24 protein-coding genes are annotated in these 25,185 nt (G+C 43.0%); 12 read left to right on the top strand and 12 right to left on the bottom strand.

Going from position 1 to position 25,185, the window contains the following annotated elements; genetic code table 11:
• The first annotated feature begins 71 nt into the window (after nucleotides 1–71).
• On the top strand, nucleotides 72–557 hold the full coding sequence (locus tag OCU77_RS20995; protein ID WP_048900533.1) for a VOC family protein: 486 nt from the start codon (nucleotides 72–74) through the stop codon (nucleotides 555–557).
• Nucleotides 558–642: 85 nt separating this feature from the next.
• On the opposite strand, the gene OCU77_RS20990 is transcribed toward OCU77_RS20995, so the two are convergent.
• The 3 genes from OCU77_RS20990 to OCU77_RS20980 form a co-directional block, all read right to left on the bottom strand.
• A complete protein-coding gene (locus OCU77_RS20990) occupies nucleotides 643–1,257 on the bottom strand; it encodes a class I SAM-dependent methyltransferase (protein ID WP_048900534.1) in 615 nt (204 codons plus the stop codon).
• 40 nt (nucleotides 1,258–1,297) lie between these two features.
• Nucleotides 1,298–1,405, bottom strand: coding sequence for a hypothetical protein (locus OCU77_RS20985; protein WP_048900535.1), 108 nt, complete (start codon nucleotides 1,403–1,405; stop codon nucleotides 1,298–1,300).
• Nucleotides 1,406–1,722: 317 nt separating this feature from the next.
• Complete coding sequence (locus tag OCU77_RS20980) at nucleotides 1,723–2,625, bottom strand: LysR substrate-binding domain-containing protein (protein ID WP_048900536.1); 903 nt, start codon at nucleotides 2,623–2,625, stop codon at nucleotides 1,723–1,725.
• Between the two features lie 100 nt (nucleotides 2,626–2,725).
• Between OCU77_RS20980 and OCU77_RS20975 the strand changes: the two genes are divergently transcribed.
• The 3 genes from OCU77_RS20975 (at nucleotide 2,726) to cutA (ending at nucleotide 6,371) form a co-directional block, all read left to right on the top strand.
• On the top strand, nucleotides 2,726–3,649 hold the full coding sequence (locus OCU77_RS20975) for a DMT family transporter (RefSeq protein ID WP_048900537.1): 924 nt from the start codon (nucleotides 2,726–2,728) through the stop codon (nucleotides 3,647–3,649).
• A gap of 275 nt (nucleotides 3,650–3,924) precedes the next feature.
• Nucleotides 3,925–5,916 carry an alpha-amylase family glycosyl hydrolase gene (locus OCU77_RS20970; RefSeq protein WP_084711882.1) on the top strand — a complete coding sequence of 664 codons (1,992 nt, stop codon included), beginning with the start codon at nucleotides 3,925–3,927 and terminating at the stop codon, nucleotides 5,914–5,916.
• 137 nt (nucleotides 5,917–6,053) lie between these two features.
• Nucleotides 6,054–6,371 carry a divalent-cation tolerance protein CutA gene (cutA, locus tag OCU77_RS20965; protein ID WP_048900539.1) on the top strand — a complete coding sequence of 106 codons (318 nt, stop codon included), beginning with the start codon at nucleotides 6,054–6,056 and terminating at the stop codon, nucleotides 6,369–6,371.
• 95 nt (nucleotides 6,372–6,466) lie between these two features.
• Here cutA and OCU77_RS20960 read toward each other — a convergent pair whose 3' ends face one another.
• Nucleotides 6,467–8,131, bottom strand: coding sequence for an electron transfer flavoprotein-ubiquinone oxidoreductase (locus OCU77_RS20960; protein WP_048900540.1), 1,665 nt, complete (start codon nucleotides 8,129–8,131; stop codon nucleotides 6,467–6,469).
• A 219-nt stretch (nucleotides 8,132–8,350) separates the two neighbouring features.
• Here OCU77_RS20960 and OCU77_RS20955 point away from each other — a divergent pair, with 219 nt between their 5' ends.
• Both OCU77_RS20955 and OCU77_RS20950 read left to right on the top strand, forming a co-directional pair.
• Entirely contained in the window at nucleotides 8,351–9,118 is a 768-nt protein-coding gene (locus tag OCU77_RS20955) for an electron transfer flavoprotein subunit beta/FixA family protein (RefSeq protein ID WP_107302734.1), read from the top strand.
• Nucleotides 9,115–10,116, top strand: a complete 1,002-nt coding sequence (locus tag OCU77_RS20950) for an electron transfer flavoprotein subunit alpha/FixB family protein (RefSeq protein ID WP_048900541.1) — start codon at nucleotides 9,115–9,117, stop codon at nucleotides 10,114–10,116. The genes OCU77_RS20955 and OCU77_RS20950 overlap by 4 nt, the downstream gene beginning before the upstream one ends.
• 207 nt (nucleotides 10,117–10,323) lie before the next feature.
• Here the strand turns inward: OCU77_RS20950 and OCU77_RS20945 are convergent, their stop codons facing one another.
• The 4 genes from OCU77_RS20945 to pdhA form a co-directional block, all read right to left on the bottom strand.
• The gene (locus OCU77_RS20945) at nucleotides 10,324–11,124 is read right to left on the bottom strand and encodes a hypothetical protein (RefSeq protein WP_048900542.1); all 801 of its coding nucleotides are present in this window, start codon (nucleotides 11,122–11,124) and stop codon (nucleotides 10,324–10,326) included.
• 302 nt (nucleotides 11,125–11,426) lie between these two features.
• Nucleotides 11,427–12,647, bottom strand: a complete 1,221-nt coding sequence (locus OCU77_RS20940) for a dihydrolipoamide acetyltransferase family protein (RefSeq protein ID WP_048900543.1) — start codon at nucleotides 12,645–12,647, stop codon at nucleotides 11,427–11,429.
• Complete coding sequence (locus OCU77_RS20935; protein ID WP_048900544.1) at nucleotides 12,644–13,627, bottom strand: alpha-ketoacid dehydrogenase subunit beta; 984 nt, start codon at nucleotides 13,625–13,627, stop codon at nucleotides 12,644–12,646. The genes OCU77_RS20940 and OCU77_RS20935 overlap by 4 nt, the downstream gene beginning before the upstream one ends.
• Entirely contained in the window at nucleotides 13,620–14,720 is a 1,101-nt protein-coding gene (gene pdhA, locus OCU77_RS20930; RefSeq protein WP_107302733.1) for a pyruvate dehydrogenase (acetyl-transferring) E1 component subunit alpha, read from the bottom strand. The genes OCU77_RS20935 and pdhA overlap by 8 nt, the downstream gene beginning before the upstream one ends.
• Before the next feature lie 470 nt (nucleotides 14,721–15,190).
• Between pdhA and OCU77_RS20925 the strand changes: the two genes are divergently transcribed.
• The 4 genes from OCU77_RS20925 (at nucleotide 15,191) to OCU77_RS20910 (ending at nucleotide 20,032) form a co-directional block, all read left to right on the top strand.
• A complete protein-coding gene (locus OCU77_RS20925; RefSeq protein ID WP_048900545.1) occupies nucleotides 15,191–15,643 on the top strand; it encodes an MOSC domain-containing protein in 453 nt (150 codons plus the stop codon).
• Nucleotides 15,644–15,762: 119 nt separating this feature from the next.
• Complete coding sequence (locus OCU77_RS20920) at nucleotides 15,763–16,218, top strand: hypothetical protein (protein WP_048900546.1); 456 nt, start codon at nucleotides 15,763–15,765, stop codon at nucleotides 16,216–16,218.
• Nucleotides 16,219–16,464: 246 nt separating this feature from the next.
• Entirely contained in the window at nucleotides 16,465–17,379 is a 915-nt protein-coding gene (locus tag OCU77_RS20915) for a cation diffusion facilitator family transporter (protein ID WP_048900547.1), read from the top strand.
• 1,198 nt (nucleotides 17,380–18,577) lie between these two features.
• Nucleotides 18,578–20,032 carry an EAL domain-containing protein gene (locus OCU77_RS20910; RefSeq protein WP_239686062.1) on the top strand — a complete coding sequence of 485 codons (1,455 nt, stop codon included), beginning with the start codon at nucleotides 18,578–18,580 and terminating at the stop codon, nucleotides 20,030–20,032.
• Nucleotides 20,033–20,141: 109 nt separating this feature from the next.
• On the opposite strand, the gene nagZ is transcribed toward OCU77_RS20910, so the two are convergent.
• On the bottom strand, nucleotides 20,142–21,146 hold the full coding sequence (nagZ, locus tag OCU77_RS20905; protein ID WP_048900549.1) for a beta-N-acetylhexosaminidase: 1,005 nt from the start codon (nucleotides 21,144–21,146) through the stop codon (nucleotides 20,142–20,144).
• A gap of 356 nt (nucleotides 21,147–21,502) precedes the next feature.
• Between nagZ and OCU77_RS20900 the strand changes: the two genes are divergently transcribed.
• The gene (locus OCU77_RS20900) at nucleotides 21,503–21,991 is read left to right on the top strand and encodes a DUF1097 domain-containing protein (RefSeq protein ID WP_048900550.1); all 489 of its coding nucleotides are present in this window, start codon (nucleotides 21,503–21,505) and stop codon (nucleotides 21,989–21,991) included.
• Between the two features lie 184 nt (nucleotides 21,992–22,175).
• Here OCU77_RS20900 and OCU77_RS20895 read toward each other — a convergent pair whose 3' ends face one another.
• Both OCU77_RS20895 and OCU77_RS20890 read right to left on the bottom strand, forming a co-directional pair.
• Nucleotides 22,176–22,565, bottom strand: coding sequence for a hypothetical protein (locus OCU77_RS20895; protein ID WP_048900551.1), 390 nt, complete (start codon nucleotides 22,563–22,565; stop codon nucleotides 22,176–22,178).
• Between the two features lie 371 nt (nucleotides 22,566–22,936).
• Complete coding sequence (locus OCU77_RS20890) at nucleotides 22,937–23,566, bottom strand: outer membrane beta-barrel protein (RefSeq protein WP_048900918.1); 630 nt, start codon at nucleotides 23,564–23,566, stop codon at nucleotides 22,937–22,939.
• Between the two features lie 317 nt (nucleotides 23,567–23,883).
• Between OCU77_RS20890 and OCU77_RS20885 the strand changes: the two genes are divergently transcribed.
• Nucleotides 23,884–24,132, top strand: a complete 249-nt coding sequence (locus OCU77_RS20885; protein WP_048900919.1) for a hypothetical protein — start codon at nucleotides 23,884–23,886, stop codon at nucleotides 24,130–24,132.
• 95 nt (nucleotides 24,133–24,227) lie between these two features.
• Here the strand turns inward: OCU77_RS20885 and OCU77_RS20880 are convergent, their stop codons facing one another.
• On the bottom strand, nucleotides 24,228–24,980 hold the full coding sequence (locus OCU77_RS20880; RefSeq protein ID WP_048900920.1) for a 1-acylglycerol-3-phosphate O-acyltransferase: 753 nt from the start codon (nucleotides 24,978–24,980) through the stop codon (nucleotides 24,228–24,230).
• Nucleotides 24,981–25,185 lie beyond the last annotated feature (205 nt).

Here is a 25,185-nt window from a genome sequence, read left to right as displayed (position 1 = left end):
AATTACCACACTTCCATATACTCACTCCATCGAAACAAAACGCGAACCGAATATTGAATCTGGAGCTAGTTATGAAAATGAATCACGTAGGTATCATGGTGGGTGATATGGATAAAGCCGTTGAGTTTTATACTCGTGCGCTAGGCCTTAACATCGTGATGGGCAATACCAAAGTTGAAGAAGAACGTGAAACTGCAATCGGCCGTATGTGTATCGCTGTTTTCGGTGAAGGGTTTAAAGGGTTTAACATTGCGCATTTAGTCACAACCGATGGCATTGGTGTTGAACTGTTTGAAATGAAAGAGCGCCAAGAACGACATGAGGTTGATTTTTCTCGCATCGGTATCTTCCATTTCTGCCTGCAAACCGATGATTTTGAAGGAGTGATTGCACGTACGGAAGAATTTGGCGGCAAAGTACGCATGGATATTATGCGCTACCACCCTGAAGATGATAACAAGCAAGCTAAAATGGTTTATCTAGAAGACCCGTTTGGTAACTTGTTCGAGCTTTATTCTCACACCTATGAAGAAACTTATGCATCTGAGTATGAGTAATCGACTGAGGTGTAAAAATTGAAGTTGTATACCAAGAAGGATTGGCCGTAATGCCAATCCTTTTTTGATCGAGTTTGCTGCTGTTTTAGGCGTGTGTTTTAGGCTTTTTTAATACAACCGTGAAATCGTCATTAGAATATTGGTCTTCGATATAGCAGTCGCTTGATAAGGTACGGCAATAAGCGAGGACATGTTCTGAGTGATAACTTTTTAACAGGGTATCTTCAGGAAATGTTTTTGCATTGAGAAGGTTAAAGATCACGGCATCATTCGCGGCTTGATACATTTTACTGATCATATTGACGAGATAATTTGAGTCACTGCTATGGTAGTTCAGTGAGCCTGAAGCAATCACTATGTCGTGCTTTGGCAAAGTATCTCGGGCAAAGTCAGCGTCAAAGAATTCACTTGCCGTTAGTTGGCGTTTCTTCGCTTCCTTTATGAAAGCTTTATGCTGGTCGATGCCAGTGTAATACGCAATATCGTAGTGCTGATCAATAAAGGGTTTAAAGTCACCGTAGCCGCACCCTAAATCGAGCACAGTTTTATGATTGAAGTCGTGCTGTTTCGCTATGATACGAAAGCGTGAAAGCTGCGACTCTTCATCTCGCCAGCCAAGAATTTTGGGCGGATTATCTGGCCACTTTTTATTTCTGTCTTTGTGATAAAAATAAATGTTGAGGCGATCAAGAAAATTCACATTGTTTCCTTTAACCAAGTTGTAGGCCCACAGTCATAAACTATGGTCCATAGAAGGCAACGTACAGTGCCATGCCACCGCCAATCACAAACATGATCATCGCCAGAAATGCGGCAATCTTGTTTAATACTGCAAATAGCTTATCCATGATAACTCCTCGTACTTTGGCGCTAATGTGCCACAAAAGCCTTTGCGTTTCGAGTGGGAAGTTACAACAAAATGAAAAAGTGCAGTAAAGTCTTCACTGTCTTAAGGCTAATGGCGGTATACCTTTTCTCACCGTTGTGAAAATTGGCTTAGAATCGTTATATTTTTTAGAATATTTGTTATAAAACCTCGGTCTCACTTCTGCTTAGTTTCATGATTGAATGCATTTATGCTTAGGTTGATTATTGAGGTTGAATGCATAATATTTCAGTTGGTAAAGCTTGTTTTACTAATATTTAAATGTCCACCATTAGGTTATTACTCTTCCATTTCATCACACTGACGGCGCAGCCATGCTCCCAGTTTGCGGATATTCGGTTGATCGGCACTGCTATCTTTATATGTGAAATAAAAGCTGTCTCCAGTGGGAAGATCGTGTAATGGAATACGTACTAGGTCGTGCTGATTTTCTTCTTCAGTCATGAAATAGTGATTTAATAGTGCGATGCCTTGGTTGTAACGTGCGGCCTCTGCTGAGAGGAGTAGATGACTAAAATAATGCATCTGCGCATGATGAGGTAACTGAAAGTGTCCTAACTGACACCATGTGCGCCAATCATCACCTTCTTTGCCTGCTGGAAGTACGGATTTAACGGATAATAGCGGGAACTGCCAAAGCGCATCAGGCATAGTCTGGTCTTTAATTTTCTCCCATAACTGTTTACTACACACAGGGTAAATGCGTTCGTTATACAAGAGGTCGCTGGTGTATTTGGCTTTTGGCGGCTTGCAAGTGATAAAGCAATCGGCAGTTTGATCGTTAAAGTCGGGTTCGTCTGCAACCATGGTCAATGAGAGATCGATCTCTGGGTATTCTTGCCTCAGTTTATCAAGGCGGGGGATAAGCCACTTAACGGCTAAAGTGCTGTACATTGCTAACCGTAATTGCCCTTTTTTACCTTCTTTTACGATATGGCTGGCATGTGCGATATCTTGTAGCGCATTGCTGATCGTATCGTAATAATGTTTACCGTCCTCACTGAGAGAAAGCAGGCGACCTTGACGAATAAACAGCGGTTTTCCTAAATAATCTTCCAGTAATTTTACCTGGTGACTCACGGCACTTTGAGTGACATTGAGTGCCTCAGCTGCTTGCGAAAAACTGTTATGACGGGCTACGGCCTCAAAGCAGTGAACAGCTCGGAGTGGTGGAAGTTTCATTATCGAAATAACTCATACTAAAGTAATATTTATCATTATACTTCATTTTGAATATTGAATACTCTGCATAAAATTTTGATTGAATTTACGAGTGTGTTCAATGTCTAATAAGTCTGTTGGTTATGCGATGTTGTTGCTGATAGTCGGTAATTTAATAGCAGTATTTTCTGATGCGCTGATCAAAACGCTTGATGATGGTGTGGCTGTGTTTCAGTTTGTCTTTTTTCGCCAACTAACAGCCGTGATCATCTTGCTGCCATTTTGTGCCAAAAATGCGTTACCTTCTTTTACTCAAGGGCTGAAATGGCATGCGCTTCGTGCTCATATTTGGCTTTTTGGTGCTGTATTCATGGTTTTTGCTATTAACTCAATGCCACTTGCGACAGCGAATGCCATTTTTTATGCCGCTCCTCTTATTATGTTGCCGCTGGCGTTTGTTTTCTTCCGTGAAAAGTTGACTAAGAAATCCGTCATGACTGGTGTGGTGGGCTTTATTGGTGTGCTGGTGGTGATTCGCCCCACGCATATTGATTGGGCTGCAATTTCAGCTTTGGTGGTTGCGTTAACCTTAGCTGGAAATAACCTGCTGATCCGTAAGTTACCCACCAATCAAACTGTCGCGCAGACGTTATTGTTAACGAATGCTGTCGGTATGCCAGCATCATTAGGCTTAGCCTTGTGGGAAGGTGAAACATGGAACTGGACGCCGTTACTGACTGCTGCAGGCTCGAGCTTCTTTATTCTTATTTATGCCGCAACCTGCGTTGTTGCCTACCGTTCGGTTGAGAGTAATAAAATTGCCAGCGCTGAATACAGTGGTTTACTTGGTGCTGTATTAGTGGGCATTTTATGGTTTGGTGAAATACCCGAAGTGGAAATGTTGATTGGATCGGCTTTGATTATCTTGCCTTTGCTGTTACTGGCTAAAGTTGAGAGGAAGCAGAAAAAAGCTTGCGCCAACGCAGAGCAATCTACGATTGATACACCACTTGAATCTGAATTTTCACTGAGTACAGAACGGTAGATGCTGATAGTTCGTAGGTATAAATGAACGAGATTGGTGCCAGATAAAATGCAATAAAAACAAAGATTAGTATTAGTGAGGTGCTGAGTGTGACCTTGATCTCTCAGCCTTACTTCTACGCCTGTAATAAAGTGCTTTAAGGATGGGTTAATACTTGTCCATATCACAGATAATAACGATGAAATTATTGAGATATAAGACAAACAATAACAAGTAATAACTTATTGAAGGACTTCATCGTGAATAAAAGGATAGGAAAAACAACGTTAGCGATCATGGTTGCTACTGCGCTTGCGGGCTGCCAAAGCACACAAAATAGTGAAGCCTTAGGGTATCTCAGCGAGCCCTATGAATGTGCAGCACCTATGGTCGAACAATCGCAAGACCTACGTATTTATCAAGTGATGGTTGAAAGTTTTGTAAATGGTGATGACAGTATTGGTCACGGTACGGGTTACGGCACCAGTCACCATAAAGGTGATTTACAAGGCGTGATTGATTCACTGGATTATATTCAGTCGCTGGGTATGAATGCGATTTGGTTAACCCCTATTTTTAATTCTATTCCTGATGAAGGACAAAACCATTGGGCCGATCGGTTAGATGCAACAGGCTACTTTACCAGTGATTACTTTAGTATTGATCCACGCTTTGGTGATATGGATAAAGCGCGTGAATTGGTTGAAGCGGCACACGCGAAGGGGATGTATGTGTTCCTTGATGGTGTGTTCGGCCATCATAAAGATAATATCGTGCCGTCACCCCAAGGCCGCCTGCCTGCAGGAGACAGTAACCCTGTCGATTACCCAGAAAGCCTCGCTTTTTATCAGGAAGTCGCATCTTACTGGGTTAAAGAACTCAAGATCGATGGATGGCGTTTAGACCAAGCCTACCAAGTGCCACTACCTGCTTGGAAAGCGCTGCGTAAAAGTGTTGATCAAGCCTCACAGTCGGTGACATATCAAAATGCTGAGGGTGAATCTGTGCACCCATTAGGCTATATGGTTGCTGAAATTTGGAATAACGAAAACTACATTACTCGAACCGGCTACGGCCCAGAAAAAGATCCGGCTTTATGTTCGGCGTTTGATTTCCCTGTACGCTATCGCGTTGTAGAAACGTTCGCGGTTAATGAAAACAGTAATGGTGCTAAAGGTGGTGAGTGGTTAGCTGAAGGTATGAAGCTACACGATTTATATCCGCCACACGCTAAGCCAAACTTGATGCTAGGTAATCATGATCTCGTTCGCTTTGGAGATTTGTTGCAACGGGGCAACATTGCTAAACCTGATCAAGCTGAATACTGGGCACGTCATCGTGCGGCACTTTCTTTCTTAGGGGCGTATAACGGCCCGATCACCTTGTATTACGGTGAAGAAGTGGGTGATGAAGTGCCTAATTTTGCAGATAAAGCCAGCAGTGATATTTGCGCGCTGCAAGGTTATTGCGATGATCATGTAGCGCGTAGCAGTGCCAAAATTGATGGTGTAACGGCGCAATTAAACCCACAACAGACAGAACTACGAAATTATGTCGCTTCGTTAATGGCGCTTCGTGAACAACATCCGGCGATAGTGCACGGCAAGCGCACATCGGTATTAGCGACAGATGCTGTGTATGTTGATCATAAACAGAAAGGTGATGATGCCTTACTTTACATGGTGAGCACCCAAGCGAAAGCCAATATGTTAACCCTTAAAGCGGCTGATATTGCATCGGAAGGTGCTTTGGTCGATTTACAAACCCAAGCTCGTTTTACGCCAGTGAACGGTGAATATCAGATCCCATTATCGGGTTTTCAAGCGCGTTTTCTTGAAATTGAAAAACCATCGAGTATTGGGGTAACTGTTGAAACTGCCGCCGTAGTGCTAACGGGCAAGGGCTTTATGGCGCAGTGTGATAACCCTACTGTTGCAGAAGCAGGCCCTAAGACGGAAACCATGTATGTGGTGGGAGATTTTGCTGATTCGGGCTGGAAACATAAAGATAACCGTGCATACAGCTATAAAGGTGATAACACTTACCAAGTGGTGGTGGATGAAGTGGCAGGGGCCTATCGTATGCAGTACGCTACCAAAGATTGGTCACCACAATACACAGCTGAAGGGCTAGAACTCAAGCTAGGGCAAGAGAAAACCCTAGAGTTTGGTGGTTATGGTAAAGATACCGCTGTTACGCTGCCCGTTGCTGGACGTTATGTGTGGAGTTTGAAATTTAGCGATCAAGGTAGTCCGCGTCAGATCATGGTGTCTAAGTGTGCTGAATAGCCGAATACGCATCTATTATTAATGCCTATTTGTATAAGGGAGCGCTGAGCTCCCTTTTTTATTTGATATAAAATCGAGCGTAAAGAAAGAGATATAACCGTTATACTGTCGATACAGATATTAAAGAGAGAAAAATAATGACTGAGCAATACTGTGTTGTGATGACTACGTTCTCAGATGAAACAGTGGGTAAACGTATTATTGATGCTTTGATTGAGCAACGTTTAGCAGCCTGTATCCAAGTACAAGCCATCGAAAGCTACTATCACTGGAAAGGTGAAGTAAACAGCGATGCTGAAAAGCAAATGATGATAAAAACCAAGGTTTCTTTATACGGTGCAGTGGAAGCTGAAATTGTAAAGCTGCATGATTACGAAACGCCTGAGATTATTCAGTTACCTATTCAACACGGTTTGAAAGGTTACCTTGATTGGATCAATGAAGAGTGCCAATAGTTAGCCCTCCCATTGCCTGATTATTGCTGCCTAACCATTGCTGTCTAACTATTGTTGCTTGATTTTCGTTATCTGTATAAAAGAGATAAGGAAGATTACATATTGGGGTAATTCGGTCCGCCACCGCCTTCAGGTGGTCGCCAAGTAATGTTTTGGGAAGGATCTTTGATGTCACAGGTTTTACAGTGCAGGCAATTGGCGGCGTTGATTACCAAGCGTTCTTGGCCTGTATCCCCAATAATTTCATATACGCCAGCAGGGCAGTAATATTGGCTAGGCTCTCCGTTTTCAGCTAAATGCGATGTAATGGGTAGCATAGGATCCGTTAATAGAAGATGGCAAGGTTGGTTTTCTTCATGCTGAGTGCCAGAGAGGTATAATGACGAAGGCTTATCGAAGCTCAACATACCATCTGGTTTTGGGTAAGTGATAGGTTTACATTTAGCGAGTGGTTTTAAGCTTAAATGATCAGGCAAGTTGTCGTGTAGCGTCCATGTAGCACGATCTTTTAACCAGTTTTGTTCAATACTGGTGAGCATGCCTCCGAATAACTGGCCGTACTTATGGATGTTAGCCCCTACATTACGTGACTGGTAAAGCTCTTGGTACAACCAAGAATCATGAAATAACCGTTCATACCCAGGTACAGTGTGGGCAAAGCCTGCTGTGAGTTCATCATGTATTGCTTGTGCGGCGAGCATGCCAGATTTCATGGCGGTATGGCTGCCTTTAATTTTGCCAAAGTTTAATGTGCCAGCATCACACCCAATCAATAAGCCACCATGAAATTGCTGGCGAGGTAGTGAAGATAAACCGCCTTTCGTTATTGCCCTCGCGCCATAGCTGATGCGCTCACCACAGTGTAAATATTGGGCAAAGACAGGGTGGTGTTTCATTCGTTGAAATTCATCGAAGGGGCTTAGGTACGGGTTGTGGTAATTTAAATCGACAATTAACCCAACGGCGACATACTTCTCTTCCGAATGATTGCCTTCAAAGTGATAAAGAAAACTCCCTCCCGTTGTATCTGATTCACTGAGAGGAAAGCCCATCCCATGGATCACCAAGCCTTCGTGATGTTGTTCTGCTGGGATTTTCCATAATTCTTTGAGGCCCAGCGCATAGTGCTGGGGGGATTTGTTATTATCTAAATGGTAATGCGCAATAAGCTGTTTACCTAAGTGTCCGCGACTGCCTTCTGCAAAAATGGTGTATTTAGCTTTTAATTCAATGCCCGCTTCAAAAGTGGATTTTTCTTGACCTTGCTTATCTCGTCCCATATCTGAGGTTATGACGCCAGTGACTGCATTATTGTTGTCATAACAAATATCAGAAGCAGCAAAGCCCGGAAATATTTCCACTCCGAGTTGCTCTGCTTGCTTGGCCAACCAACGACACAATAACCCTAAGCTGATGACATAATTGCCATTGTTATTCATGCAGTCAGGCGCGAGGTGCTCAGGTACAACGAGGTGATTATTGGCATTGGTTAGCCAATAAAGGTGATTGCCCGTAACTTGAGAAACAATCGGCGCATCTGTGTGTTCCCAATCAGGAAAAAGCTCATCAAGAGCACGGGTTTCGAATACCGCGCCAGACAGAATGTGGGCGCCAACTTCAGTGCCTTTTTCAAGTACACAGACACTGGGTGGCGGTGTATTTTGTTGTTTTGCCATTAACATTAACTGGCAAGCCGCTGCTAACCCTGCTGGGCCAGCACCGATAATCACCACATCGAACTCCATACATTCTCGTTCCATCAAAGCGACCTCTGTGTGCGATTTACGTATATAGAAACTGGCGATTTACAGTATAAATTTAACTATAGCGTAGTTGAGCACAGTTGGATGCAGTTGACGTAAACGTAAATTAAACTAGGCTCAAAGAATCACTTTGAGGCACATGTGCCAGCCATAAAAGTAGAGAAAATACAGCGCATAAGGCTCTCAAAGATTTTTCTTTTTAAGAAGGAATACACTGTGAAAGTTCTGATTGCGATTAAACGTGTGATCGACCCTTATGTGAAAATTAGGGTTAAAACTGATGGCAGTGGCGTTGAAGATAACAACGTCAAAATGGCGATGAATCCATTCTGTGAGATAGCAATAGAAGAAGCGATTAGGCTCAAGGAAGCGGATATAGCGTCTGAAGTTGTTGTGGTTTCAATCGGTGACTGTGCCAGCCAAGAGCAGCTTCGAAATGCATTAGCATTAGGGGCTGATCGTGCTATTCATGTTGCTACAGCTGAAGTGTTAGAGCCATTAGCCGTAGCCAAGGTACTCAATGTTATTGTCCAAAAAGAACAGCCAGCCCTGACTCTATTGGGCAAGCAATCTATCGATACCGATAATAATCAAGTGGCTCAAATGCTGTCGGCGCTTACTGGCTACCCGCAAGGCACGTTTGCCTCTGAACTTACCGTTAATACCCAAGCAGTTACCGTTACCCGAGAAGTGGATGGTGGCCTGGAAACGCTATCTTTGCAGTTACCCGCGATTATCAGTACCGATTTGCGACTCAACGAGCCGCGTTACGCATCTTTGCCCAATATTATGAAGGCAAAAAAGAAGCCGTTAGCGGTGCTTGCTATTGAAGACTTAATACAGGAAAACTCTGGGATCGATATCGCGCCAAGGCAGGACATTCTGACCATTATGGTACCGCCCACACGCCAGTCGGGCATCCGTGTTGAATCAGTGACAGAGCTGGTTTCTAAATTGCGTAATGAGGCGAAGGTGATTGAATGAAAACGTTAATTATTGCAGAGCATAACGGTCAATCATTGGCGACTGATACACTTAAAACGCTAAGTGCTGCTTTCAGTTTAGCTCAGCCGATAGATATTTTAGTGGCTGGTGAAAATGTCGAGGCTGTTTGTGCACAAGCACAGAGAGTACAAGGAATACACTCAGTGTTGGTGGCTGACTCTTCTTGTTATCAATACGGTATCGCTGAAAATATCTCAGCGCTAGTCCATGATCTTGTTAATGAGCAAGCTGAGCAGGCATTGGTGGGGAGCTCGCCAATGGAGCAAAGTAAAAATACTGGCATGTATAGCCATGTTTTGGCCGCGGCCACTACCTTTGGTAAAAACATCTTGCCAAGGATCGCTGCATTGCTGGATGTGGGTATGCTGTCTGATGTCATTGATATTGAGTCGAAAGACACGGTTATTCGCCCGATTTATGCGGGCAATGCACTAGCACGGGTTCGCTCTAACGATAGGATTAAAGTGATATCGGTGCGGGCATCGGCGTTTGATGTTGCAGAGCAACGCACTGATCCGCAGGGAGCGGTTTCCGTGACGCCATTAGCAATAACTCACCAGTCTCCATTCGTTGAGTTTGTTTCGCAACAAGCGGTTGCGAGTGCCAGACCGGAATTGCCTGCGGCTCGTGTTGTGGTATCAGGAGGACGAGGGCTCGGCAGTAAAGAAAATTTTGCGATGGTAGAACAACTTGCTGATAAATTGGATGCGGCGATAGGAGCATCACGGGCCGCGGTAGATGCTGGCTATGTGTCTAATGATTTGCAAGTGGGGCAAACGGGGAAGATAGTTGCACCTGATTTGTATATCGCGATAGGGATTTCTGGAGCAATTCAGCATTTAGCGGGGATGAAAGATTCTAAGGTGATCGTTGCGATTAATAATGACCCTGATGCGGCAATTTTTGAGGTTGCAGATTATGGCTTGGTTGGGGATCTGTTCGAGATTTTACCTGATTTAATAGCAAAGCTTGACTAAGCTAAGCTCGGTTTCAGTCTAAAAATCCCATCTAAAAAACGGCACACATTCGTTGTGTGCCGTAGAGAAAGGCCTTTATTCGTAAAGGATAAAGCGTACTCAAAAGTACAAGTAATACCAAGCTAACTAAATAATGGTTAAACTATTTATTTGTCTTGGTATATCTGACTTGCGGCAGTGGATTCAATTTAATTCTAGTTCAAGAAATTAGCTTCGAGTAAAGCGATATGATTGAACCTTCACGTCTTGTCCATCGATTGCAGCCCAAGTATCAACCATCCATACATTGTTTCCCGCGAAACCGAGCTCTAAGCGAACTTGTGAGGCATCGACACCTTTAATCACGCTCACATCGGCTGATTCTGGGTAGAAGTTGTAGCGGTTATTGGCCGCTTGGTATTCACCGACAAATTGAGCAGTGCTGTTATCGACGTTATTTTTGACAGACAGTATGTAGCCGGATTCGGGTGTAAAGCTAAATTCAGCTGTCATTGCCAGTGAGTTGGCGCTACCGTTAACTTGTAAGTTATCAATGGCAATTTGTGCTGTAGTCGTTTTGGTTAATGAGCCAGCCGCATCGGCTTTCGCATTAATGGTTTCACCTGTTGTATTGCTCCAGATAGCCACTTGCCAGTTTCCTGTCAATGTATCGAGTTCTGCCCAAGCCTGTGGTTGAGTAGGGCTAGGTGCTGCGTTAGCACTTTGTTGCTGGTTATTGCCTATTTGAGCTATCGCTTCATCACGGCTTGTATGGCGTTGGTTGTTTCGATTGTTATCCAAATCGACCATAGAGCCGCTGACTCCGCCAGCAACGCCTCCCGCAATAGCCCCTTTAGCAGCAAGCTCGGCATCGCCAGTCAGCGCGCCCATGGTTAATCCAAGCAATGCGCCTCCGACAGCGCCTTGCTTAGTCGCTGCATTGGGATCGTTTTGATCAGGGTTAACACAACCTGTTAGTAAAGTAGCACTCAGTACAGCGGCGATAGAAGTTTTTAGAAAAAGAGTCATAGTTCGGTCCTGCTGGCTGTTGTTCTTTAATGTGGTGATAGTAAAGCGCAACACTGAACAGAACCTGAGTAATGAAACGTTGTTTTAATCACACAGGTGGAAATGTGTGAATGTATGAATGAGACGACAAGAAAACAGCGGCTTAGCGTATAATTGGTTATTATTTGTTACATGTCGCTTGATAGGAATATCGAACTATTTCGCTGAAAAGGAACTGAATAGCTGCAATGGATATTAAATAGAGCGTAGCCAAGCGTTCACTGTGGAACCCTTGGCTACAGTTAATGAGGTTTCGAGCCAGTCTAGCTTTCTAGTGCACTGACCAAAGCCTTCATAAATCGAGCGGCTTCACCGCCTGTACAGGCACGATGATCAAATGTCATTGAGAGTGGTAAGGCATTCACTTCTTTAGGCTTTCCGTTATCCATGATGAGTTTTTTGATAATTCGGCCAGCGCCAACAATGGCAACCTGTGGTGGCGAGACAACAGGGGTGGCATAAATACCGGCAATTGCGCCAAAGTTGGTCAGTGTAATGGTGCCGTGTTGCAGCTGCTCTCGACCAATTTTACGTGCTTTTATACCTGCTACAGTATCATTTATCCATTCTCGAATGTCTTCGGCATGAAACTCATCAGCATGACGTATCACAGGAACGTACAGGCCATATTGGCTATCTACTGCCACCCCAATGTTTACCATGCTGTGAACGCAGCGGGTCATGGTGTCTGGATCAAACCACGCATTGAGTGCAGGTTCCTTTTTACAGGCGACGACGATGGCTTGCACTAAGCGGGTTGTAATGTCTTCATTGGTTGCCCATGTGCTTAATATGGCTTCTTCTGTGATGGTAACGGCAGCGATTTGTTGGTGCGCTTTAGCCATACTGGCGGCCATACTACGGCGTGCCCCTCGAAGCATTTCAGTACCAGGTCGTTGCTGATCGCTAGCCTGATGTATATCACAGTCGAGGATCACTCCATCGGGGCCAGATCCTTGAATATGGTGCAAATCAATACCGAGTTTTTGGGCCAAAACGCGCGCAGATGGCAGGGCGGTGATCACCACTTTTTCATCGTGTGATTTTTCGCTTCCTACCCAATATTCATCAATATTGATGTTATGGCTTGCTTGAGACACATTACCGACAACGGTGGCGGCATCCTTAGTCACTGCTGGTGAGTTTGGCTTATCATTTTTTGAGGAAGCCTGCGATCTACTGCTTGTGGGTGACTGTGCTGTTTCACTCGATGCCGTATTAGTCACAGCGTGCGTTGTCGTTACGTTGGCATGTTCGTCAATTTCAACCAGTAGGCTACCAATATTAATGATGTCACCTTCATTGCCGTGTCTGCTGGTAATCGTTCCACTGTAAGGGGCTGGTACATCGACGGTAGCTTTTGCTGTTTCAACGGTAAGAATAACTTGATCGAGCGTGACAACGTCACCGATATCAACGTGCCAGGTTATGATTTCTGATTCAGCGAGCCCTTCACCTAAATCGGGCAATGTAAATGCTTTCATTTCCAACCCTCCACTAATTCCCTAGCAGCAGTAATAATGTCTGCTTCTTGAATCATGAAATAGTCTTCGTTGCGGTAATAAGGCATTACAGTATCCATTCCTGTAACACGCTTGGGCGGTGCTTTTAATAAACACATCGCGTGCTCAGCGGTACGGGCGATAATTTCGCCGCCGACACCACCTGTTTTGCAGGCTTCATGTACGATTAATAATCGACCTGTTTTTTCAAGAGACGCAAAGATGGTACGCATATCAAGCGGCTGAATAGAAGCTAAATCGATCACCTCAGCTTCGATCCCTTGCTTAGACAATTGATCGGCAGCTTGCAAGGATTCAACCACACATGCTCCCCAAGTCACTAAGGTAATATCGCGCCCTTTACGCAAGGTGAAGCAGGTGTCGAGGGGGAGCGCATGGCCATTATCTTCAACATTAGATTTTACTGTTCGATAGATACGTTTAGGTTCAAAAAACATTACAGGATCGTTGCTACGAATAGCGGCAAGCAGTAAACCATAAGCGCGTTGTGGTGAAGATGGGATCACGACCTTAAAGCCGGGCGTATGAGCAAACAGTGCTTCGACACTTTCAGAGTGGTGTTCTGGTGCATGAATACCGCCACCAAATGGGGCACGAAAGACTGCAGGGCAAGTCAAACGCCCACGGGTTCGATTGCGAAGACGGGCTGCATGGCACATTAGGTGTTCTAACGCAGGAAAAACAAAACCTTGGAATTGAAACTCCGCTACGGGGCGTAACCCTTGACTTGCCATACCTACGGTAACACCACCAATTAAGGCTTCAGCAAGGGGGGAGTCAATCACACGCTTACAGCCAAATTTGTCTTTAAGTCCAACCGTTGCGCGGAAAACGCCACCGTTATCGCCTACGTCTTCACCCAATACAATGACCTTAGGGTCACTGGCCATTTCATGATGTAAGGCAAGGTTAACGGCTTCCAGTAATGTTATCTCAGCCATGTTTCCCTCCTTGCATACGCATTGCTTTGTTGATGATGGTATCTCGTTGCTGGTGGAGATCGTCTGTGAGTGATTCGTACAAATAATCAAAGGCAGATTCGGGGGCTTGAGGGGTGATAGCGAGGTAACGCTCTACTGCCGATTCTACCGTTATACGGCACTGCTCAAGCCATTGGGTTTCGTGTTGTTCGCTCCATAAACCAGCCTGTATGAGGTAGTGTTTAAGGCGACTGATTGGCTCATATTGCCATGCTTGATGCAGCTCATCTTCACTGCGGTAGCGGCTGGCATCATCAGCTGTGGTGTGGTCACTTAATCGATAGCTAATTGCTTCTATTAGCGTGGCCCCTTTTCCTTTGTAGGCCTGCTCAAGCGCTGTACGTACGGCATCAAGCATGGCAACCACATCGTTGCCATCGACTGTGATCCCAGGGATCCCTGCGCCTTTTGCTTTGTCGGCAAGAAATGCTGCACCACACTGGATTTCTCGTGGGACTGAAATGGCCCATTGGTTGTTATTGATGACAAAAACCAGCGGGATATTCCAACTACCAGCGCAATTAATAGACTCTAAAAAGTCGCCTTTCGATGTCGCGCCATCGCCGCAGGTCACTAATGCAGCATGGTGCCCGCCTTCAATTTTAAGTGCTGCGGCAACACCCACAGCGTGAGTACATTGCGTTGCGATAGGGACACAAAATGGTAAATCACGAGAAGAAGGATGCTGCGGGGAGGATTCAGATTGAAAATCACTGCCACGTTCGTCACCTCCCCAATATTGGAGGTTTTTTTCCATGGCGATACCGCGTGCCCACATAGCTGGCATATCACGATAGTAGGGGATAAAAACATCGTCTTGTTTGAGCGTGCGACCAATGGCAATACCTATGGCTTCTGCGCCTAGGTGTGACGGGTAAGTACCGAGTTTGCCTGTACGTTGGAGAGCAACGGCTTTGTTGTCATATACACGGGTAAGCACCATATCACGGTAGTAATCCACTAACATGTCATGGGTTAGCCAAGCAGGGAGTGGAGCAACTAGCGAGCCAGTGTGATCAATAAATCGATGCATCGGCATTGCTTGAACATTCATCTCAAGCTCCTTGTCTCGCAACTGCAATTGTCAGCTGCAATAAATGAAAGCGAATGAATCAACGTTTATCGTCACAAACTCATATCAAGCGGCTATCCCTGCTGGTCTGACATCTTGTTCGAACATTTACCCTATCGTCAGAGTTTTAACTTGTTTGCTCCATCAAAGTTAGCAATAAGTGATGATAAACCTAATAGGTTAAGTGTAACTAAAATGTTAAATTGCGCTTGTGATAGTAATGAATTAATCAGTAAAGAATTCAATACAGTAGGAAATGCTAAAAACTAACAGCTTGGAGCCTTATTGTTAGAGGAATATCTCACTAATTCACGAAGTGAATAGGGTGATATGAAGAGATACCATGGGGAAAAGATCACTTTATAACAATAACTAACACGATAGAGGGTGGGTTCACTTAGAAAGTATGGCAAGATATATTACTCATCACATTGAATAAAAAAGGACTGTAAATGGAAGTTCTAGCGATTGCTAAACGTGAAAAATCTCGTGCGCCAATGGAAGAGATGACACAAGCTTTAATCACGACAGAGCAAGGTGTTGTTGGTGATTTTCGTGGTAAACCGGGAAAGCGTCAGTTAACGGTGTTGAGTGCTGAGTCATGGCAAGATGCTTGTAATGACGTTAATACCGATCTGCCTTGGACGGTGCGACGCTCGAACATCTTAGTTAGTGGTATGCGTTTTAGCGAAGCGAATGTGGGTGATGTGATTCAAATTGGCGAGGTGAAATTAGAAATTACTCGCGAAACCGATCCATGCCCGCGAATGGATGAACAGCATCAAGGGTTAACTCAAGCACTGATGCCTGATTGGCGTGGAGGTGTATGTTGCCGCGTGGTTGCTGATGGTGAAGTGAAGGTGGGTGACGAGGCTGTATTGTTATCTGCTGGTGGTGTTATTTAGCCAGACTCGCTAGCCTAAGGTTACATTTGTCTCACCCATGAGAAAAATAGCGCTTCGTCACACCGTAGCGCTATTTTCGGTCAATACTGACAATACGTATTGATGGGAAGGCTCTGATAATGAAAAGCATAGTGCTAGCTCTTTTAAGCTGTCTTACTGCATGTAGTGCCCAACAAGCTGCCAACCAACCGCTAAATGTGAGTCAATACGTCGAGCAAACTTGCTATAGCTCTGCTTCCGATGAATTATCTTCCTCGTTCGACATCTTTCTTGATGACCGTAGAGATGAGCTTGATGCGTTACGGCCAGAGCTTACCGATGAAAATTTTCAGCAATTGCACTTTGCACTACGCCATTTTTCTACCTATTGGGAACAGCTAGAAATTGAACGAAATCAAGCCTGTGAACAATGGGCTGCCTGTCAATATATCACCGCAACAAGTACCGCAACCTCTAGCATGCAACCATCGCCACATTGCGAAGCGCCAAACTTTGAATACAATGTCAGCCGCGTAAAAATGGTGACCTTTTTAAGTGATGTCGCGAACTTGCAACTCCAGCGTTCAGGCGAATAACTTTTAGGTGGTAGGCCGTTCAATGAAGCCGCTCAATACAGGCTTTAAACGGTTTTCGCCTTAAAATTTTATTTTATAAAATCACTCAATATTTGGCTATTAAGTATAAAGGCTTGATTTTAAAGCCGAGTTTACTTATACCTATTATATGCAATTATTTAACATTTAATATCATTGTCATTTTCGAAAATGATACTTAGAGTAACGTTACACATATTTTATTTTTCACTGGTGATAGGAGGTTCTATGGCTACTTGCCGTAAAATCAGTAAGGAACGTTTAGCACTTAAACTCTCTCTCGTGGGTACCATTTTGTTGGCTACCATGGGAATTGGCTATGGATTGTATGTCGGATCCAATGCCATATTGCTCGACGGCATGTTTTCACTTCTTAGCATGGGTATGACAGGGCTTAGCCTGTATACCGCTTACCTTGTAACCAAGCCTGACGACAGACAGTTTCAGTTTGGTTATGCGCATATCGAGCCTCTGATCAATGTCGTCAATGGCTTGCTTATCTTAGTAACGTGTCTTTGGGCGTTTATCGGTGGTGTGCAATCCATTGTCGAAGGCGGACACGATATTGTGCTCGAACATGCGCTTGTTTACGCTGTTATTTCAACCGTGAGCTGTTTTGCTATTTATTTTACCGAAACGCATATTGCCAAGAGTATCGAATCTGAATTGGTGCGTGTCGACTCGCAAGAGTGGATGATAGATGGTATTTTAAGTGCGGCCTTGTTAGTGGGCTTCCTTGTTGTTATGGCACTTGATTCACTTGGTTATTCTCGCTGGAATGCTTATGTAGATCCTATTTTGGTGTCTGCGTTGGCAATATCTGCATCTGTTTTACCTATTCGAGTATTAAGCCGTAACCTACGTGAAGTACTGCTTGTTGCGCCCAAAGGTAAGGTGCAAGATAGGGTTGATGGTGTTATCGCTGCAGTTTCAAAGCAGTATGAATTTGATGACTATACACACCATTTGGCCAAAACGGGTCGTCAGTACGACCTAGAAATTAATATATTGGTAGATGACAGTCCGCATTGGACAACGCAGCGGCAGGATGCGATTCGCCAAGTGATTTGGGATAAGCTGAAGGGGGAACTAGGAGACACTTGGTTATCCGTTAGCTTTACGACTCAAACTCGGTGGTTATAACACTAAAATGCTCATAACTATTTGAACTAAAAGCCAATAATCTCTTAACAGATATTATTGGCTTTTTGCTATTAGTTTTTCTTATTCCACCTTGGTAATTTATTCATTCGCGGCGAAACTTTTAGCAAGGCAAAATACAGCCCCTCGAAGAATGGGAAAAATTGGCTTGATAGCATAGTTTCGCTTTTTCTTGTCTTATACTTAAGACAATTCAAGTTAGAGAGTTGTTTTATTTTTGTACTAATGTTCGTTAGTTATTGGTTTTAGTCACGTGTAGTGCTCGTTTTATCGTTGTTTCACATATTGTGCTGAGGTAATTGTCTAATTCACGCATTACATGTCACAAGAAAATAACTTCCAGGTGTAAAAGTAAGCGTTTTGCGGTATCTTAATTCGAGTCTAAAAATTGCTTCTATTTGTCAATGAAGAGGCATTTTTTAGACCTAGTGGAAAAACTGCTTTTTGCTCATATTTGCAGTTTGATATAATTTAATCTTATAAGGTCAGTTTATGGAAATCGTTTTAGTTCTTGCATTTATTGTTGGTGGCATTTATGTCATTACGCGTGAAAAAAAATGCACTAAAAACGTTGATTACTCGCGCGACTCACTTTAATTCTCTTTTTGCGATAATCAAATCAATAATACCAATCTAAATGTCTGTTTAGATTGGTAGTTTTTAATATTTCTACTGTTCAGTACTTACTATTCTTTACCTCCTGCTTTTAACCAAATACCAGATCTGACATCCATTTCCCAGCCAACCCACGCTATGCTTTTTAGGTGATGCTTATGCGTACAAGCTATTTCATGTTTGTTCACAGTGCTGTCACTATCTGTCTGATTTTGTTTTGTATTTTTTGTAACGCATAATCCATAAAGACATGATCTATGTCGTATATATAGTGACGATTTTGCTTGTTAAGTTGTCAATTTATCAATATCGTTTATTAACACACGGATGTGCCTTGTTGCACATGAATAATGACATTTGATTTCTAATTATTTCATTGTATATGCCTTCACATAGTCAAACTTCACCAACATTGAAAATGAGCGCTTTGTTCAGCTCAATGAATCTAGGCAACTGGTTAGTCAGCCTGTTATTTATGTTTTTTTGCGGCGTATTACTTGTTTCGACAAGTGGTTATGTGTCAAAGCTTTATTTGCGGTACACCATAAGTAGCGATGCAAAAAACATGCTTCAACAGTACAGGAAGCAAGTAGACTCTTTTGATGGCAAGCTTGAGATGCTGTCGAAATTATTTTTGTTTGACTGTATGGCATTAGATCGCCATCAGCTAAAGCACATTACTTATAATGATTACGCATTGCGGCGTTTGTCACTGCATAACTTGGATGGTTCTCGATGCTCTAGCTTTGAAGGTGCAAGTGGTGAAGATACGCTGGCGCCTTTGATTCATGCGTTGTCTGCACGATCGTCTCTTTGGGTGACTTCTGGTTCGCGAAATGAACAAAATTTATTGGTTGCGCAGTGGAAAGGCGAGAAGGGATCGCTTTATGTACACATGGAACCAATAGTCACTGAGGCGATCCGCCACAAATATTGTGAAAACTGTGTATTAACCGCTATTTCAGCTGCTAATAACCCGACTATTTCATTTTGGCGAGGTGATGCGGCACTATTTTCACAGCCTATCTTGTTCAATACTCGTCTTGATAATGGTATTAGCATTCGGGTGTATGTCTCAGATGAACTGCTTTCTATTTACCACAACAAAACGATCCTTCCGTTACTGTTACTTGGCATAGGGCTCGGTTTTATTGTACTTGTGGTGCTCCGATTTTTTGAATACCGGAAAATGTCGTTACATGCTTTGGTTGAGCAGGGGATATTGCAGCGAGAGTTTATTCCTTATTACCAGCCTATTGTCGATGTTTCTACAAATAGTCTGTATGGCTGTGAAATGTTGGCACGTTGGAAGCGCCATGGGCAAGGTTTAATTTCACCTATGGAGTTTATCCCTTATGTAGAAAAAAGTGGGCAAATTTTACCGATTACAGAGCAGCTTATTGAAAAAGCGATCGGTGATGTTTCCAAGCTTAATTGGGGAAATACTCACCAAGTGATCAGCGTGAATATTGTGCCCGATCAGTTGGAACAGGTTGAAGTCTTGGCGAATTCACTTGCTGTATTGGATGAATCGCCACTGCTATCCTCGCAGCTTGCATTTGAAGTCACTGAGCGTAAGCGTTTTACAAATTTGGCTATGGCATCGCAAGTCATTGAAACGTTGCGCACACAAGGTATCGACGTGAAATTGGATGATGCAGGTACAGGCTATGGTGGCTTTAGCTATATTCAGCAGTTGGATATTCGTAGTTTGAAAATCGATAAAATGTTTGTCGAGACCATAGGAACCGCTGATCTTAAGCTGTCACTTTTAGACTCAATTATTGCGTTTGGCCGTGAAGCCAAGATGGAAATGATAGCGGAAGGCGTGGAAACCGAAGAGCAGTCTATCTATTTAGCTAAGCATGGCGTCACATTACAACAAGGGTTCTATTTTGGTCGACCAATGCCATTTAGAGATTTTGCGTATTACTGTAAGAGTATGGTTGCTCGTCAGTCATTAACAAAGCGCTTTCAGATACCACCAACGGTTTTGTATAACACTAACTTGGCTGATTAAGTGGTTGCTTTGGTGATTGTAATTCCAATAACTAGGTTTGTTAAATAACCCGTCAGCTAGGTGATCTGACGGGTTATTTAGCTAATACGCCATTAACGAATTGGAAACGCTAGGCATTGGCGGCAAGCCACTCTTCTCTTAAACGTTGAATCCTTATTTGGGTTGTTTTCCAACGCTCTGTGCGAATAAGATCGCGGTATTCACCGCATGGGCGCTTAAGTAAAGTGTCCAATATAGGCACTTGTGTTTGCGGTAAGCCGTCAAGCGCTTCAATGGCACCTTCGCGGTTATTACATAGCATAACCATGTCACAGCCTGCTTGCTGGGCGGCAATTGCACGCTCGCTATAATTTCCGAGCACGTCAGCCCCTTTCATATTCAGATCGTCAGAAAAAACGACGCCCTTGAAGCTAAGATCGTCACGAAGGACTTTTTTGAGCCAATATTCAGAACCACTTGCGGGCTGGTCATCATACGCATCAAACACAACATGAGCCGGCATCATTGCATCTAGCAGCTTGTGATCAATCAGTTGTTTAAATACTGTCATATCGTGCTGTTTGATGGTGTCACGAGAGTCAAAAGGCGTTTCTAAGTGAGAGTCGGCTAACACACCACCATGACCAGGAAAGTGCTTACCTGTTGTCGCCATTCCCGCTTCTTTCATACCTTTGATAAATTGTGATGCGTAAGTAAAGACTTGCTGAGGGTCATCTGAAAAAGCCCGGTCGCCAATGGCTTTACAGTCAAAGCCAAGGTCTAATACTGGAGCTAAACTGAGATCGATGTCCATTGCTAGTAGTTCAGCAGCCATAAGCCAGCCACCTTGTAACGCTAATGTTTGTCCTTCTTTTTGAGAAGCAAAGGCTTTTGCTGGTGGAAGCAGCGTGAATTCATCGCGGAAACGTTGGACACGTCCACCTTCTTGATCGACGGCAATAAGAAGTGGGCGGTTTGCGGTTTGACGGATGTCTTTGACTAATGCACGCAGCTGGGCGCGGTCATGGTAATTCCGAGCAAAAAAGATGATACCACCAACCGTTGGGTGTTGAATTATTTCACGTTCTTCAGCATCTAACTCGTAGCCAGATACATCAAGCATTAATGGACCCATGGTCACTCCACAGTAGTCTTTGTAACAGCGTCATCTTCTTGTATTTGGCTGTTACCAGTACATTATTTTTAATGGCAATAACTTAGCATAGTGGTGAATATCCGCAATTTATTATCGATAGTGGCAATAATTGTTTCTACTGGTGGATACTAAGGTGACAGGTATAAATTAACTATTAAGCAGTTATTGAGCGTTATTTATACGTGCCTGTTGTTTAATATCAATATTTGGTGATTGGCGTCACATGTTCAATGTATTGCTTGAGTATGATTGCTCATTTATGTGATCAGTGCTGCTGAGTTGATTGCCTTGCTTGTTTAGACTGTTTCCTTAATAAAATAGTTAGGTTGATTCATATGTCAGTGCTAGTTGCAATCGCAATCACTACGGGTATTTTGTCGGGAATTTGGGGGTGGGTTGCCGTCTCTTTAGGTTTACTCAGTTGGGGCGGTTTTCTTGGGTGTACAACGTATTTTGCATCACCAAAAGATGGGCTGAAAGGGCTTGGCTTGAGTATGGCGACCAATCTGAGTGGTGTTTTTTGGGCCATGGTTATTATCAAGCTTTCTAGCGTATTTAGCATAGAGATCATTGGCTATGTGGTAACTGCGGTTGTTGCATTCTTTATGTGTGTCCAAGCAAAGCAAACGTGGCTAAATTTTATTCCGGGCACCTTTATTGGGTCATGTGCAACCTTTGCTGCAAACGGTGACTGGCAGCTTGTTGTGCCATCTTTGCTATTGGGGGTTGTGTTTGGTTACTGTATGAAGTCTTCAGGTTTATGGTTAAAAGAAAAGTTAGATGTGTCGTCTAAAGCATTGAATTCAGTCGATGAAGCCCAGTAGGTATTATTGAGTGGCCTTTCAAGGAAGGTAGTCAGTAAGACGGGTGCAAAGAAGAAGTTTCAGAGGAAAGCCTCTCTCAACACTGTTGAGAGGGGCTTTTTGTTTTATACCGGTACGACTATGAAGAGCTGTACCGTAATGAGCAATCATAATATTGATAGCAATCTGTCTTATAAGATGAAATTTAAAGTGTTTCTGACAATTGCGGATATTCAATCTGTGTTGTTTCAGGTTTATGGTTAAAGTTAGGTACTGTAGTACGTCCCAACATGGATAGCGTTACAAGCCATGTTGCATAAGGGATTTTAGCTTCGCCATCACGCCAGCGCTTAATCATACGGCCCGCATTACCACGAGATGCTGAAGACCCCAGCATGTAAGCAATGTCAGTTTCTGACAGACCAAGTAGGGCTTTCAGTGAATCCAAAGCCTCATTGATCTCATCTTGTGACGGGTGTTGCCAGCCTATAAGTGGTGACTTGATATTTTGCGGAGCATTATGGTTGTCGGCTAACCATTGTAAAAACGTTGATGTTGATTTCATAAATCGGAAGTCGGTAGTTAATTTGTCCATAGTGAGTACGCTTCTTGTTTTTTCCATGATGGGGCTATGGCGACTTCTTAATGAGTCGCTTATAGCCAGTGGCTTTTATTCGTAATCTGCCTCTAAAGCTAGATGAACGAATTTAATGTACATAATTTTTTAAACACAGCATCCTGTATTTGAACGGTGTTTGATTGATGTGGATTCTATACCGATATAAGCATGTTTATCAATATTACTTTCTAATTAATACATATAATAAATTAGAATTGATATAACTTAAGATTAATAATCCTTTATAATCATGATTTAACATCCATTATGGATGTGCTTTGGCTAGTGATCTGGATTTTATAATTTTTAGCAATATTTGGAAAATTAGATTTCACTAAGAATATAGCTTAAAAACGATAGTTGGCACCAAAATATACAACGGTGAGCATGTTGTTTGTAATTTTTAGTGTATCACTTGACTGCTCTTTTTTATTTTTAGCAGTGCTCTGAAGTACGGAAAAACGCATGCCAAAATCGAGCGTAAAGTGTTTTCCTATACGGCCAGTAATACCTGTTTGCGCACCATAGGTAAAACCTGAAGAAGTAAAGCTGTAAAAGTCATTTTGACTGTCTACTGTCTCTCGTTGATGAAAGCCAGCGTGAATACCAGCATAAGGGTTCCAATGACGCTGAGGTAAGAATAGGTACTCTGCACTAATGAGGTGCTGAGATATACTATCGGTCGTCTTCATCATGAGACGATTATTGTCATTGTATAGCTCGGTTTCAGCATCATGCTGTTCAAGTGTGTAAAATATCCGATATTGATTGGTATCTGATATCCAGCCGATATCAATACCAAATCCACCGTAGACATCCGAAATCATTAATGGATCTTCATTTGTGTTGCCAGAATCAAGCTCTTGGTTATAGTCGATTGCACTCAGCCCTAACTTACTGCCTACGTATACAGAGGCATGTGCAGAATAAGATGAAAACAGTAAGGCTACAAAAATTATTCTTATAGTTTTAGTCATGACGAAAGCAGTTGTATTTATTGGAAAAGCGTATCATATACTGAGTTAGTGTAATAATAAAATATTGTTTTATTGCTAAGGTGTCCTTATTGGAAGTTGCCTTTGCTCATGTTGGTTTATATTTAACGGTGAGTGCTTAAAAATGCTTCTATATTATGAACTTGCGGAAGCTTTGCTTGTCGGAGCAGCCGTGTGAACTAATAATGAAATTAATTCAATAATTTCATTTCAAGTACAACTAACTGTTCATTCTGGGTTAAAAATTAAGCGTTAACAGCTATAGTTAATACGATAGAATCGCTATGAAGGAGGCAGTTATGGTGCTTTCAGAGTGTAAAAGTCTTTATCAAGATCAGCATTTTATTGAGGCTAGAGTTGTACATGACTTTCTAAGTGCGGGTTGGGGGGTACATTTTATTGACCAAGATGGGCAAGATCATCCTGTTACTGATACATATGGCATCCCTTGTAGCTTTGATTCTTTGCAGCAAGCAGAAGCCATTGTCCATCAAGTAGGGGATTGCCCTATTGCAATTGATTCGTTGTTCCGTTTTGCTGAACGGTAGCGTTTGATTCTTAATTTTTCGATATGAAGTGCTCGCCAATAAAAACAGCCCAAATTTGGGCTGTTTTTTTATTCTTATTTGAAGCGTTCTGATGTTTAGTCGGCTTGCAATGAAGCGCCTTGTTGGGCTTCTAATTGTTCAACTTCTTTATCGAGTTCTGCAATTTTGTCTGCCATCAGTTTGTGGCAGTGATCAGCTAAAGCTCGTGCATCATTGGTTGTGTATGCCGATACATCTATCGGTTCTAGCATTTCAGCAATCACGACACCGTTTGTGCGACGGTTTAGGTCAATTTTGTTATGGGTTGTGCTTACACACATAGGCACGATAGGAACACCTGCTTCAATTGCCATACGGAAAGCCCCTGTTTTGAATGGCAATAGACCACGGCCTTTACTGCGTGTGCCTTCTGGGTAAATCCACACCGACAGATTACGTTGATGAATCGCTTCAACAACTTGCTTGATGGTGTTACGTGCTTTTGATTTGTTTTCACGATCAATCAGGATATTACCTGTGATCCAATAAAGCTGACCGAAAAAAGGTAGCCACAATAAGCTTTTTTTACCGAGTGATACGGTGCGAGGTTGGAGCATGCCCGGCGCAGTGACGAAGTCAAACACGCTTTGGTGATTAGAGATATAAACACTGTTACCTGCATTTTTTACACGCTCTGTACCGCGCTGGATAAGTTGTAGCCCAACCAGTTTGTGAAGTTGATTAAACCAACGACAGAAAAAGTGGACGTGCTTAGGATCGCGCGGGCTGAATAAGCAATAAATAAGCGCGAAAAGTGTCATGAAGATGATAAAAAATGCCGCAAGCACTATGCGGATAAAACTAAGCACATTGACTCCCTAATCAAAGCTGAGGCCGTATCATACTGATACGAAAAAAGTATAAAAACAAGTTTACTTTACATAAGTAGGTTTAAGAGTTCTGGTTTTAATTCACAGAATGGTAACAAACTTATTTTTCAAAATAAGATGTAATTGACTGACGTGGTATTACATAAATCTTAATAAGAAACAATACACTAGTTGGATTGAACCA

This window comes from Photobacterium swingsii (assembly GCF_024346715.1).
GTDB lineage: Bacteria > Pseudomonadota > Gammaproteobacteria > Enterobacterales > Vibrionaceae > Photobacterium > Photobacterium swingsii.
The sequence above is the reverse complement of the archived record's forward strand: the minus strand, read 5'-3'. Positions and strand labels throughout refer to the sequence as shown.